Origin of the sequence: Parahoeflea halophila (genome assembly GCF_900220985.1) — a bacterium.
GTDB lineage: Bacteria > Pseudomonadota > Alphaproteobacteria > Rhizobiales > Rhizobiaceae > Hoeflea > Hoeflea halophila.
In genome coordinates this window covers 113,667-125,918 of record NZ_OCPC01000006.1, presented here as the reverse complement: position 1 = coordinate 125,918, position 12,252 = coordinate 113,667, and the positions used below count along the sequence as shown (strand labels likewise).

The following is a 12,252-nucleotide window of genomic DNA, read 5'->3' as shown; positions in this document are numbered from 1 at the left end:
TCAGCCCCGCTGACCCCGGGCCGGCGAAGACAGAGCCCGGTCACTCTCGGCATCGATGAAAGCGATGATATCGGCGATGGCTTCATTCTTGTCCGTCTGCTCGCGAACCCGGGCGATGTTTTCCCGGATCGGGGACTGCGAATCGAAAATCGTCTTGAAGGCGCGCCGCACCGCGTGGATGGCGGGTTTTTCGAAGCCGGAGCGCTGCATGCCGATGATGTTGAGCCCCATGAGGACGCCGGGATTGCCGTTGAGCATGCCGTAGGGAATCACATCATTGCTGACCGCCGCAAGGCCGCCGATAAAGGCGTGGTGGCCGATGCGGACGAACTGGTGCACGGCGGCACCGCCGCCCATGATCACGCGGTCTCCGACCGAGACATGGCCGGCCAGCAGGACATTGTTGGACAGGATGACATTGCTGCCGACATGGCAATCATGGGCCACATGGGAATAGGCCAGGAACAGCGAATTGTCGCCGACCGTCGTCTTGCCGCCGGCGTCGGGCATTCCGGTGTGCATGGTCACCCCTTCGCGGATGGTGCACGAGCGGCCGATGACCAGCTCGGTGTCCTCACCGTGATAGTGGATGTTCTGCGGCGCACAGCCGAGGACCGCGTTGGGAAACACAACAGTGCCTTCGCCAATGGTGGTGGACCCCTGAACCACGACATGGCTCATCAGGCGCACATTGTCGCCCAGCCTGACCTTGGGGCCGACATGGCAGAATGGGCCGATTTCGACATTCATGCCGATCTGCGCGCCGTCCTCGACGATGGCAGCGGGATGGATTTTGGCCGGATGCAGGGCGGCGCGCGCAGGCGTTGTCATCAGGTTTCGCTTTCTCCGGGAGCCAGCATGGCTCCAATATCAGCTTCGGCGGCCTTGACGCCGTCAACGGTTGCTTCGCAGTGGAAGCGCCAGATGTTGCCGCGCTGCTTGACCTTGGTCACGTGGTATTCAAGCCGGTCGCCGGGAACCACCGGTTTGCGGAACTTGGCATTGTCGATGGTCATGAAATAGACGATGTTGTTGCCGCCGCCGGTGGCCTTGGCGCAGATGGCACCGGCCGTCTGGGCCATGCCTTCGATGATCAGCACGCCCGGCATGATCGGGTTGCCGGGGAAATGGCCGGTGAAATGCGGCTCGCTGGCGGTCACGTTCTTGATGCCGACGGCAGACTTGTCGCCGTCAATGGATTCGATCCGGTCCACAAGCAGGAACGGATAGCGGTGCGGCAGCAGCGCCATGATCTCCCGAATGTCGGCCGATTCCAATGTGGTTGTCGCTGTGTCCGTCATCTATCCTCTCCGCCCTTCTTCGTCGTCTTGCGGCCGAATGCACGCGCATTGGCGGCAGCCGCATCAAGCAAAAAGCCTCTCATCGGGCGGGCCGGCTGGCCGCCCCAGCGGACACCGGGAGGCACATCGCCCGCAACGCCGCTCAATGCTGCAATCTGAGCGCCGTCACCAATGGTCACATGACCGTTGATGCCTGCAGCGCCCCCGATCATGACGCCGTCGCCAAGTGTTGCGCTGCCGGCAATTCCGACCTGCGAGACAAGCACACAATAACGGCCGACGCGCACATTGTGCGCAATCTGCACCAGATTGTCGATCTTCGTGCCCTCACCGATGACCGTGTCATCGAGCGCGCCACGATCAATGGCGGTTCCCGCACCGATTTCCACGTGATCCTGGATGATGACACGGCCGATCTGCGGTATTTTATCCAGACCGCGTGGCCCGGGAACATAGCCGAAGCCATCCTGCCCGATACGCGCACCAGGATGAATGACGACATTGTTGCCGATGAGCGCATGCTGCACGGTGGCCCCATGACCGACATGGCAATTCCGGCCGATCCGGGTTCCGGTGCCGATGGCGGCACCCGATGAGATGACAGTGCCAGCCCCGATTTCTGCGCCCGCGCCGACAACCGCGAAGGCCTCGACAATGACCCCGTCTTCGAGCCTGGCCGTTGCGTCGACATGAGCCGCCTCCGAAACCGCTGTCTCACCGGTCAGGCGCATAGGCTTGACCGACGACGGAACCAGAGCCGCAATAGCACGCGCGAAGGCCGACTGCGGTGCAGCAACGACCAGGGCCGCAACGCCATCGGGTACGCGGGCTGCCAACTTATCGGTAACAAACACGGCCGCAGCACGGGTTTTTTCCAGATCGGGAGCGGATCTGCCGGAACTGGCAAATGTGACTTCGCCCTCACCAGCCCGCGTCAGGGACGCAACACCTGTGACCTTGCGCGCCGACAGCGACGGATCAGCCAGTTCCGCTCCGCAAAGATCAGAAAGATCCGAAAGCGAGATGCCTTCATGCGGAGGAAAGAAGCGATGATTGTCCATAAAGTGCCCGGATGGGTGGACCGGGCGGCGTTGCCGCCACCCGGATCAAATCAGAAGCGTGTCGAGGCGCCGAAGCCGAATTTCTTGACGTCGTCGTAGCTCTTCTTGACGACCGGCTCGGCGTAATACACGCGCAACGGACCGAATGGCGATGCCCACATGATGCCGACGCCGACCGAAGCGCGCCAGTCCATGCTGTTGCCGACCAGGGTCTGGGTGCCGAAATCAGCGGCGGAGATGTCGTTGCCGTACAGTGTCGCCGCATCGGCAAACGCATTCAGGCGCAGACCGAAATCACGCGAGACCGCCGGCATTGGTGCGGACACCTCGACCGATCCGTTGAAGTAGGTGGTGCCACCGGCAGCGCCCACATCCGTCGCGCCGTTGAAGACGCGCGGGCCGATGCCCCTGGTGTCGAAACCACGGATGGTTTCCTCGCCGAGGAACAGGTGATCGAAGACCCGCAGATTGTTGCCGCCCGTGGCCATGACATGGCCGCCGCCGACAGTCACCTGGCCAATCACGTCAGCCGAATCGGACAGCATGTGGAAATAGCTGGCCTTGGCGGTGGTCTTGAGGAAGTTGGAATCGAAGCCGAGACCGGCATATTCCTGCGTGAACCGCGCCGAGACGCCTTCGCGCGGAAGGGTGCTGCTGTCGAGCGTGTTGTAAGTCAGCGTGTAGGACAGCGAGCCGATGTCATGGCTACCCTTGGCAATGGTGCGGTTGATCGCCGCCAGCTCTGGCGCCGAGGCGACCGTCGAAACACCGGTATACTTGGTCTGCGTGTACTTGAATGCGGTCGACAGATACAGCTCTTCGGTGATCGGCGCGCCCAAACGCAGGTTGATACCCTGAACGGACTCTACGAAGCCGGTATAGCTCGAGTCTCTCCTCTTGAAGACATCAAACCCGGCAGCCAGGCGATATCCGAGGAAATAGGGCTCGGTAAAGGACAGCGCATATTCGCGGGTGTTGGAACCACCACCGACGGAGCCGCGAATGAACTGGCCGCGGCCGAGGAAGTTGCGCTCGGTAATGTCGACCGAGGCGGTCAGGCCGTCAGTGTTGGAGTAACCGCCACCGATACCGAACTCACCGGTCGACTGGTCCTTCACATCAACGATCAGCACCACACGGTCAGGCTGCGAGCCAGGCTGCGTGGAAATATCGACCGAAGAGAAGAATTTCAGGTCTTCCAGACGCTTCTTGGCGCGACGCACCAGGACCTGGTTGAAGGCATCGCCTTCGGACAGATCAAACTCGCGGCGGATGACATAATCGCGGGTCCGGGTGTTGCCACGGATCTCGATGCGCTCGACATAGGCACGGGTGCCCTCATCAACCAGATAGACCACCGAGATCGTGCGGTTGGTGTAGTCGCGGTCGCCGCGCGGCGTGATCTGCGCGAAGGGATAGCCCTGGGTGGCGACACGGTCGGAAATCGCCATAATCGTGTCTTCGACGTCCTTGGCGCTATAGACCGAACCGCTGCGGGTCTCGATCAGCCGGCGCAGCGATTCCGTATCGATGCCAGGAACGGTGCTTTCGATCGAGATATCGCCGAAGACGTAGCGTTCGCCCTCTTCCACCGTGATGGTGACGACGTATTCGTTGTTGCTCTCGTCAAGCTCGGCAAAGGACGAGATCACCCGGAAGTCGGCATAGCCGCGGTTGTAATAGAAACGGCGCAGCAGCTCTTCATCGGCGCGCAGCTTGTCTTCGTCATAGACGTCCTTGCGGCTCAGGAACGACAACAGACCGGATTTCTTGGTGGTGATGACATCGGCCAGACGACCGTCGCCAAATGCCTGGTTGCCCACGAAGTTGATCGAGGAAATTTTGGTGCGATCACCCTCGTTGATTTCAAAGGCGACATTGACGCGGCCGCCATCGACAGGAACCAGGCGCGTGGTCACGGTCGCATCGCTGCGCCCGATGGCTGCATAGGCATCACGAATGGCCTGCACGTCGGCCTGAAGGATGAGATCATTGAAAGCGCCAAGCTGGCGGCTCTGAACGGCCTGCCTGAGGGCGGCGTCCTTGATCTTCTTGTTGCCGTTGAAGACGACCTGATTGATGATCTGGTTTTCAGAGACGGTTACGATCAGGGTCGAGCCGGAGACATTGATCTGAACGTCGGAAAACAGGCCGGTGGCGAACAGCCGCTTCACCGATTCATCGATATCGTTGTTGTTGAAGCTGGCACCGGGCGAGATCGTGAGATTGCCCCGGACGGTCGATGCGTCAACGCGGGAATTTCCGCGCACGTCGATGCGATTGACGACTGCTGCTTCTGCTACTGTCACCCCCGCAAGCGTCACTGCGCCCGCGCCTGTCACAACGATCCCCGCCGTCAGCGCAACTGCTGACACAGCGTTCAAAAGGTTTGAACCGGCCTTCATTGATCTTATTACCTTTTTTTACTCGGATGCCCCAAACGGCGACACACTGCGTGAGTCATGACTGGCGTCCGTTTTACCCGCTTTTGCTATACAAGCAAGGGACGGAGTTAATTTCTATTTACTTCCTTTGCAGACGTGACGATTCCGCCACGCCTACCCAATATCAGGGTAAACAGACCGTTAGCACGGCCTGACCCTCAATTTCAACCAACCAGCATGGAAACGTCATTCCATGTGGCAAACAGCATGAGCGCCAGAACCAGTGACAGGCCGACGCGGTAGGCCCATTCCTGGGCAACCTCCCCGGGCGGGCGGCCACGCACCGCCTCGATGGCATAAAACACGAGATGTCCGCCATCCAGCATCGGCACCGGCATGAGGTTGAGAAGGCCGATGGAAACCGACAGCACCGCGGCGAGCTGGATCAGCGCGCCAATGCCCAGAGTGGACATATCCTTGGAGTATTTGGCGACCCGGATTGGCCCACCCAGCTGGTCGGGTTTTTCGCGCCCGGTGATTATGTTGCCGATGTAATCCACCGTGCGTGTGACGATGTACCAGCTTTGCGCCACGCCCTCGCCGACGGCTTCAAGCGGTCCAAATTCACGAACCCGGAAATTGCCGGAATCATTGTTCGTAACGACCCCGATACGGCCGATTTCCATCTTGTTGCCGAAGGGGTCGGAGATTTCGGTACGGGCCGGTGTCAGGGTGACATCGACCATCTCGCCGGCGCGGTCGAGTGTCACGGTGATCGGGACCTCAGGACGCACGCTGACATAGCGCTGAACATCATCGAAGACTTCGACCTGGATGCCGTCGATGGCGACAAAACGGTCACCGGGAAGAATTCCTGCCGCCTGGGCTGCACTTGCGGGCTGAACCTGGGCGACCACGGGATCGGCGATCACCTTGCCATTGACGCCAAACATCACCGAAAAAATGGCGATCGCAAGAATGAAGTTGGCGAACGGGCCGGCTGCAACAGTAGCTGCACGGCGCCACAGCGATGCGGCTGCAAAGGAGCCTTCGCGCTCGATGGCATCGAGATCGGCAGCACCGGACGGCAGGCTGGTGGTGTTTTCATCACCGCGGAACTTGACGTAGCCGCCCAGCGGAATCAGCGACAGCTTCCAGCGCGTGCCGTGCCTGTCGTTGCGCCCGATGAGCTCGGGACCGAAACCTACCGAAAAGACATCGGCGTGAATGCCGCACCAGCGGCCGACCAGATAGTGACCGAGTTCGTGGACGAACACCACGATCGTCAGCACCAGCAGAAACGGTGGCAGCGCACTGAGGATGTTTCCAGCCGAGGAGGTCAGAAATTCCATGTTATCGTGTCCTTTCGTGGCGCCAGTCTGCGGGCGTCCAAATCAATCATTGCAGCTGAATCACACATCGCTCAGTCACAGGGGCCGACGCTGCCCTTGGGCGGACTATAGACCGAGCAACCTTGCGGCAAGCTCATCTATTCCACCGGCACGATCAGCAAGCGGCATCAGGTTCGCTAGCAAAAAGGCCGCAAATGCGGCGAAGACAAGACCGTCGACACGATCCATGACGCCACCATGACCGGGAATCAGCCGGCTGGAATCCTTGGCGCCGAAGCGGCGCTTGACCCATGATTCGAACAGATCACCGATCTGCGAGGCAATCGAAAGCAACAGCGCGATCAGCGGGATCATGATCCCGCCGCCCTGGCGCACGATGAGCGCCACGCCAACGCCTGCGCCGACACCAGCAGCCGCACCGAAAATGGCGCCAGACCAGGTCTTTCCCGGCGAAATCGGCGGTGCAAGTTTCGGCCCGCCAAGCGCACGTCCGCAAAAATAGGCCAGAATGTCAGTTGCCCATACGATGGCGAAGATGAACAGCATGGCAAACAGGCCGAAATGTCCCTCACCGCGGATTTCCGCAAGCGCCAGCCCCGAAAAGCCGGCATAGACAACCGCGGTCGCAGACCACAGCCCGCCACCGCGCGTCACTCCGGCCAGAACCGCGCCGCAGCCACCAATGAAGATCGCGGCCAGGGCCATCTGCGGCAGCGATGTCAGGATGAAGACGGCGGTGGCGAGAATGGCCATCCAGCCGATGGCGTTGGCAAGCGGCACCCTGGCCGTCGCATTGGTGATGGTGGAAAACTCGTAGTGCATCAGCACCATGATCAAAACCGCAAGGCTTCTGAACCAGATGCCGCCGGCCCAGGTGGCAGCCAGCACGAGAATGCCGAGTATCACCCCGGAGATGATGCGCAATCTGAGTTCACGCGACATCAGGACCCGACCGCAATGCAGGGTGCGGAAACGACACCAAAACGGCGCTCCCGGCCGGCGTATTCGACCAAGGCTTCGTGGAACGCCGCCCGGTCGAAATCCGGCCACAGGCAAGGCAGGAAGACAAACTCGGAATAGGCCGCCTGCCATAGCAGGAAGTTGGACAGCCGCTGTTCGCCGCTGGTGCGGATCACAACATCGGGGTCGGGAATGCCGGCGGTGTCCACCCGGCCGGAAACCGCTGCCTCGTCAATCGCGGCCGCATCAAGGACACCGGACTGCACATCCTCAACAAGCTTTCGTGCCGCGCGCACCAGTTCGTCGCGGGCGCCGTAATTGAAGGCGATAACAAGCGTGATCCCTGTGTTTTCCCGCGTCCGGTTTTCGGCATCGGTCAAAAGCGCGCGGATGTCGGGCTGAATGTTCTGACGGCAGCCAATCACCTTGACGCGGACATTTTCGCGGTGCAGCTCAGCAAGATCCTTGCGAACAAAGAAGCGAAGGAGTCCCATCAAATCCGAGACTTCCTGTTCCGGCCGCCTCCAGTTTTCCGACGAGAAGGCAAACAGCGTCAGGTATTCGATCCCGGCTTCGCCGGCGGTCCGCACCGCCTCGCGGACACGCTCGACGCCGGCCCGGTGGCCGGCGGTCCGCGGCAGACCCCGCGCCTCCGCCCATCGGCCGTTGCCATCCATGATGATGGCAACGTGCCGTGGCGAGCTTGTGGGTGCTTCAGATTGCATCGTTCTGGCCATTTCCCGACTGGTTACGCGAGTCGCGCCTAAACCTGCATGATTTCCTTTTCTTTCTCGACCAGCAAGCTGTCGATCTCGGAAATTTTTTCGTCTGTCATTTTCTGCACGAGGTCGGCTTCGCGGCGGCTGTCGTCCTGGCTGATATCGCCGTCCTTTTCCGCCTTCTTGATCGTGTCCATGCCGTCGCGGCGCACATTGCGGATGGCGACGCGGGCGTTTTCGGCATAGGTGTGCGAGACCTTGACCAGCGACTTGCGGCGTTCCTCGTTGAGATCGGGCAGCGGGATGCGCAGATTGGTGCCATCGACGATCGGATTAAGACCCAGATTGGCTTCGCGAATACCACGATCGACGGCGCCGACCATCTGCTTGTCCCAGACTGAGACGCCGAGCATGCGCGGCTCGGGGACGGTGACATTGGCCACCTGGTTGAGCGGCACGCGCGTACCGTAGGCTTCGACCATCACCGGATCGAGTACGTTGGCGGACGCGCGACCGGTGCGCAATGATGAGATATCACTCTTGAAGGCCGTGATTGCGCCTTCCATGCGACGTTTGAGTTCTTTCAAGTCAACGCCTTCACTCATTGCCAGTTCTCCCTGCAAACAAGCCTGTGTTCCTCGCGGCGCGCTCCTTGCGCTGACCGCGGTTAATGATCGCGTACGATGGTTGCCCGGCCTTCACCGACCATGATCTTTGCGAATGCGCCCTTCTCGTGAATCGAGAAGACGACGATCGGAATACGGTTTTCGCGCGCCAGCGCCACCGCCGCAACATCCATGACGGCAAGCCCCTTGTTGAGCACTTCGTCGTGGGTGATGTTGTCATAACGGGTGGCGTCGGGGTTCTTTTTCGGATCGGCCGAATAGATGCCGTCGACCTGGGTTCCCTTGAGGATGGCTTCGGCTCCCATTTCGGCGGCGCGCAGTGCAGCGGCTGAATCGGTGGTAAAGAAGGGGTTTCCCGTGCCGCCGGCAAAGATCACCACCCTGCCCTTCTCGAGGTGATGCAGTGCGGCACGCTGGGAAAAGCTCTGGCAGATTTCCGGCATCGAGATGGCCGAAAGCACTTCCGTGTCGATGCCGAGCTTGCGCAGCGAGGTGGCAAGAGCCAGCGCGTTGATGACAGTCGCCAGCATGCCCATGTGATCGCCGGTGACCCGGTCGCCGCCCTTCGAAGCTACCGCGACGCCGCGGAAGATGTTGCCGCCGCCGACAACAACGCCGACTTCGACGCCCATGCTGCGAACTTCAGCGATATCGGCGGCGATCCGGTCAACCACCGCGACATCAATGCCAAATCCCTGCTCGCCCATCAGGGCTTCGCCAGAGGCTTTAAGAAGGACGCGTTTGAACAGGGGCTCTGAGGACATGGATTGTTCCGGATTTGATGTGTCAGGCCCGGATACACGAAGGGCACCGCGTTGTCACGCGATGCCCTTCCGGTTTTTTCGACAATGCGCCGCTTGGGCGACCGTGTCAGCCCTTTGCGGCTGCGGCCACTTCTGCCGCGAAGTCGCTCTCTTCCCGCTCGATACCTTCGCCGAGCTGGAAACGGACGAAGCCGGCGATCTCGACGGGTGCGCCTGCATCGGCAGCGGCTGCCTCAACGGCCTCGCCGACGGTCTGGTCGGGGTTGACGACAAAAGCCTGCGAAAGAAGGGCCACTTCCTCGTAGAACTTGCGCATCCGGCCCTCGACCATCTTCTCGATGATGGCTTCCGGCTTGCCCGATTCGCGCGCCTGTTCGATGAAGACGCTGCGTTCGCGGTCGGCGATGGCCGGGTCGACGTCGGTCGAGGTCAGCGCCAGCGGGTTGGTGGCGGCGATGTGCATGGCGACCTGGCGGCCGATTGCAGCAAGAGCGTCGGTGTCGCCTGTGGACTTGACCGCAACGAGCACGCCCAGCTTGCCAAGGCCATCGGTGACGGCATTGTGAACGTAGGTGGCGACAACGCCATTGTCGACGCTCAGCTTGGCCGCACGGCGGAAACTCATGTTCTCACCGATATGGGCAATCGCGTCCTTGACTGTGTCGGTGACCGACTTGCCGGTGGAAGGCACGGTGGCTTCGCTGACGGCTTCGGCCGAACCATCGGTGGACAGCGCGACGGATGCGATCGAACGAGCCAGTTCCTGGAAACCGTCGTTGCGGGCAACGAAATCGGTCTCGGAGTTGACCTCGACCACGACGGCCGAATTGCCTTCGGAGGCAACGGCGATCAGGCCTTCGGCAGCAGTACGGCCGGACTTCTTGTCGGCCTTGGCAATGCCCTTGGCCCGCAGCCAGTCAACGGCTGCTTCCATGTCGCCGTCGGTCTCGCCGAGCGCCTTCTTGCAGTCCATCATGCCGGCGCCGGTCTTGTCGCGCAGCTCTTTTACCATTGCAGCGGTAATGCTCATGTCAGCCTCTTCATTCTGGGGTGTCCGGTTTCGCCGTCACGTCGGCACATGACCGGGTATCACCTGGCGGCATGCAACCATGCCATTGAAATGTGACAGCCCGGCAAAGCGCAATGGCTTGGCCGGGCCGGAGTTGTCCGAAACCCGGATTTATGCCTGTGCGGGAGCGTCCGCAGCAGCTTCCGGTGCGGCTTCGAGAGCCGGCTCAGAAGGTGCATCCATTTCGCCCAGATCAACACCCGAGGCGCCCTGCTGACGTGCGATGCCGTCGATGCAGGCGCGGCTGATCAGATCGCAATAGAGCGAGATGGCGCGGCTGGCGTCGTCATTGCCCGGGATCGGGTAATCGACAACGTCGGGATCGCAGTTGGAATCGATGATTGCAACGACCGGAATGCCAAGGCGCTTGGCTTCCTGGATGGCAATGCCTTCCTTGTTGGTGTCGATGACGAACATCAGGTCGGGGGTGCCACCCATGTCGCGGATACCACCCAGCGCGCGGTTGAGCTTTTCGCGCTCGCGCTCGAGATTGAGGCGTTCCTTCTTGGTGAAGCCGGAAGCTTCGGCAGACAGGATCTCATCGAGCTTCCGCAGGCGCTGGATCGAGTGGGAAATGGTCTTCCAGTTGGTCAGCATACCGCCGAGCCAACGGGCGTTGACGTAGTACTGCGCCGAACGGGCGGCAGCATCTGCAACGATCTCGGACGCCTGACGCTTGGTGCCGACAAACAGCACGCGGCCGCCCTTGGAGACGGTGTCGGACACAAGCTTGAGAGCCTGGTTCATCATCGGCACGGTCTGGCCGAGGTCGAGAATGTGAAGATTGTTGCGAGCGCCGAAGATGTACGGCTTCATTTTCGGGTTCCAGCGGTGAGTCTGGTGTCCGAAGTGCACGCCTGCTTCAAGCAGCTGGCGCATGGAAAATTCCGGCAATGCCATGCCTTTTACTCCTGTTTCCGGTTGAACCTCCGCAGGGCGTGAGCGCTAGGCGCCACCGGCGGACCGATCCGGATTTCTCCCGGACCAACCCATGCCCCACGTGTGGAATAGGCGTCGCTTACAGCCACGCGTCAGGATTTGCAAGGGCGAAGCTGGAAAAAGCCGCCGGGACGTCCTCACAACAGGTCAGATCGCGCCGATCACGAAACAGTTGATCCGCGCAGGCCTTCACAAACCCCGGAAAGTGACCAGATACAGCCTTCCCGGCCGGAACCGGTAATCCGCATTTGCGGTGCCGGGGACGGAGGCGCCTCCGACTGGCTGCGGAGCGCCGGCATTTCACATCTCGAACATGGACTGGACGTAATCCAATGAAAATCCTGATGGTACTCACCTCTCACGACAAACTTGGCGACACCGGCGAGAAAACCGGGTTTTGGCTCGAGGAGTTCGCAGCTCCCTATTATGTTCTCAAGGACGCTGGCGCCGACGTGGTTCTTGCATCGCCCAAGGGCGGCCAGCCGCCGATCGATCCCAAGAGCGACGCCGAGGACGCGCAGACCGACGCCACAAGGCGGTTCAAGGAGGATGCTGCGGCACAGCAGGCGCTGGCCCAGACCACCCGGCTTTCTGAAGTCGACGCCGATGGCTTTGACGCGATCTTCTATCCCGGCGGTCACGGTCCCCTGTGGGACCTCGCCAATGATGCCGACAGCAAACGCCTGATCGAAGCATTTGCTGGGTCTGACCGTCCGGTTGGCGCAGTGTGCCACGCACCGGCGGTGTTCAAATCCACCAATGGCGCCGACGGCAAGCCGTTGGTGTCGGGCAAGCGGGTGACCGGTTTCACCAACACAGAAGAGGAGGCTGTCGGCCTGACCGATGTGGTGCCCTTCCTGGTCGAGGACATGCTCAAGCAGAATGGCGGTCACTATCAAAAGGGTGATGACTGGGCCTCGTTCGTGCTGACCGATGGAAAGCTCGTCACCGGCCAGAACCCGGCTTCATCGGAAGAAGCGGCCAAGGCGTTGCTGGCGCTCATGAAGTAAGCTCTCGGCCAACTGGCGCGATATGAGGTCCTGCCTCTATCGCGCCATTGCATCCGTCAGCTTATCC

At 61.0% G+C, this 12,252-nt stretch carries 12 protein-coding genes; 1 reads left to right on the top strand and 11 read right to left on the bottom strand.

Annotated elements, in window-relative coordinates; genetic code table 11:
* The 11 genes from lpxA to rpsB all read right to left on the bottom strand — a co-directional run bounded on the left by lpxA (position 1) and on the right by rpsB (position 11,136).
* Positions 1–831 carry an acyl-ACP--UDP-N-acetylglucosamine O-acyltransferase gene (gene lpxA / locus CRO46_RS17980; protein ID WP_097109184.1) on the bottom strand — a complete coding sequence of 277 codons (831 nt, stop codon included), beginning with the start codon at positions 829–831 and terminating at the stop codon, positions 1–3.
* On the bottom strand, positions 831–1,301 hold the full coding sequence (gene fabZ, locus CRO46_RS17975; RefSeq protein WP_097109183.1) for a 3-hydroxyacyl-ACP dehydratase FabZ: 471 nt from the start codon (positions 1,299–1,301) through the stop codon (positions 831–833). Before fabZ ends, lpxA begins: the two co-directional genes overlap by 1 nt.
* The gene (gene lpxD, locus CRO46_RS17970) at positions 1,298–2,362 is read right to left on the bottom strand and encodes a UDP-3-O-(3-hydroxymyristoyl)glucosamine N-acyltransferase (protein ID WP_097109182.1); all 1,065 of its coding nucleotides are present in this window, start codon (positions 2,360–2,362) and stop codon (positions 1,298–1,300) included. The genes fabZ and lpxD overlap by 4 nt, the downstream gene beginning before the upstream one ends.
* A 50-nt stretch (positions 2,363–2,412) precedes the next feature.
* Positions 2,413–4,767 carry an outer membrane protein assembly factor BamA gene (gene bamA, locus CRO46_RS17965; RefSeq protein WP_097109181.1) on the bottom strand — a complete coding sequence of 785 codons (2,355 nt, stop codon included), beginning with the start codon at positions 4,765–4,767 and terminating at the stop codon, positions 2,413–2,415.
* Positions 4,768–4,970: 203 nt separating this feature from the next.
* Positions 4,971–6,098 carry an RIP metalloprotease RseP gene (gene rseP / locus CRO46_RS17960; RefSeq protein WP_097109180.1) on the bottom strand — a complete coding sequence of 376 codons (1,128 nt, stop codon included), beginning with the start codon at positions 6,096–6,098 and terminating at the stop codon, positions 4,971–4,973.
* Between the two features lie 105 nt (positions 6,099–6,203).
* Complete coding sequence (locus CRO46_RS17955) at positions 6,204–7,040, bottom strand: phosphatidate cytidylyltransferase (protein WP_097109179.1); 837 nt, start codon at positions 7,038–7,040, stop codon at positions 6,204–6,206.
* On the bottom strand, positions 7,040–7,783 hold the full coding sequence (locus CRO46_RS17950) for an isoprenyl transferase (protein WP_244577956.1): 744 nt from the start codon (positions 7,781–7,783) through the stop codon (positions 7,040–7,042). The genes CRO46_RS17955 and CRO46_RS17950 overlap by 1 nt, the downstream gene beginning before the upstream one ends.
* 38 nt (positions 7,784–7,821) lie before the next feature.
* Positions 7,822–8,382 (bottom strand): ribosome recycling factor, encoded by a 561-nt coding sequence (frr, locus tag CRO46_RS17945; protein ID WP_097109177.1) that lies wholly within the window; start codon positions 8,380–8,382, stop codon positions 7,822–7,824.
* Between the two features lie 62 nt (positions 8,383–8,444).
* Complete coding sequence (gene pyrH, locus CRO46_RS17940) at positions 8,445–9,167, bottom strand: UMP kinase (protein ID WP_097109176.1); 723 nt, start codon at positions 9,165–9,167, stop codon at positions 8,445–8,447.
* A gap of 106 nt (positions 9,168–9,273) precedes the next feature.
* Positions 9,274–10,197: a translation elongation factor Ts gene (tsf, locus tag CRO46_RS17935; RefSeq protein WP_097109175.1), complete on the bottom strand. Its 924-nt coding sequence runs from the start codon at positions 10,195–10,197 to the stop codon at positions 9,274–9,276.
* 150 nt (positions 10,198–10,347) lie between these two features.
* On the bottom strand, positions 10,348–11,136 hold the full coding sequence (gene rpsB, locus CRO46_RS17930; RefSeq protein WP_097109174.1) for a 30S ribosomal protein S2: 789 nt from the start codon (positions 11,134–11,136) through the stop codon (positions 10,348–10,350).
* 371 nt (positions 11,137–11,507) lie between these two features.
* Here rpsB and CRO46_RS17925 point away from each other — a divergent pair, with 371 nt between their 5' ends.
* Entirely contained in the window at positions 11,508–12,185 is a 678-nt protein-coding gene (locus CRO46_RS17925; RefSeq protein ID WP_097109173.1) for a type 1 glutamine amidotransferase domain-containing protein, read from the top strand.
* Positions 12,186–12,252 lie beyond the last annotated feature (67 nt).

Coding starts and splice junctions, on each gene's coding strand:
- lpxA (WP_097109184.1), bottom strand. CDS start 831: ATGACAACGCCTGCGCGCGCCGCCCTGCATCCGGCCAAAATCCATCCC.
- fabZ (WP_097109183.1), bottom strand. CDS start 1,301: ATGACGGACACAGCGACAACCACATTGGAATCGGCCGACATTCGGGAG.
- lpxD (WP_097109182.1), bottom strand. CDS start 2,362: ATGGACAATCATCGCTTCTTTCCTCCGCATGAAGGCATCTCGCTTTCG.
- bamA (WP_097109181.1), bottom strand. CDS start 4,767: ATGAAGGCCGGTTCAAACCTTTTGAACGCTGTGTCAGCAGTTGCGCTG.
- rseP (WP_097109180.1), bottom strand. CDS start 6,098: ATGGAATTTCTGACCTCCTCGGCTGGAAACATCCTCAGTGCGCTGCCA.
- CRO46_RS17955 (WP_097109179.1), bottom strand. CDS start 7,040: ATGTCGCGTGAACTCAGATTGCGCATCATCTCCGGGGTGATACTCGGC.
- CRO46_RS17950 (WP_244577956.1), bottom strand. CDS start 7,783: ATGCAATCTGAAGCACCCACAAGCTCGCCACGGCACGTTGCCATCATC.
- frr (WP_097109177.1), bottom strand. CDS start 8,382: ATGAGTGAAGGCGTTGACTTGAAAGAACTCAAACGTCGCATGGAAGGC.
- pyrH (WP_097109176.1), bottom strand. CDS start 9,167: ATGTCCTCAGAGCCCCTGTTCAAACGCGTCCTTCTTAAAGCCTCTGGC.
- tsf (WP_097109175.1), bottom strand. CDS start 10,197: ATGAGCATTACCGCTGCAATGGTAAAAGAGCTGCGCGACAAGACCGGC.
- rpsB (WP_097109174.1), bottom strand. CDS start 11,136: ATGGCATTGCCGGAATTTTCCATGCGCCAGCTGCTTGAAGCAGGCGTG.
- CRO46_RS17925 (WP_097109173.1), top strand. CDS start 11,508: ATGAAAATCCTGATGGTACTCACCTCTCACGACAAACTTGGCGACACC.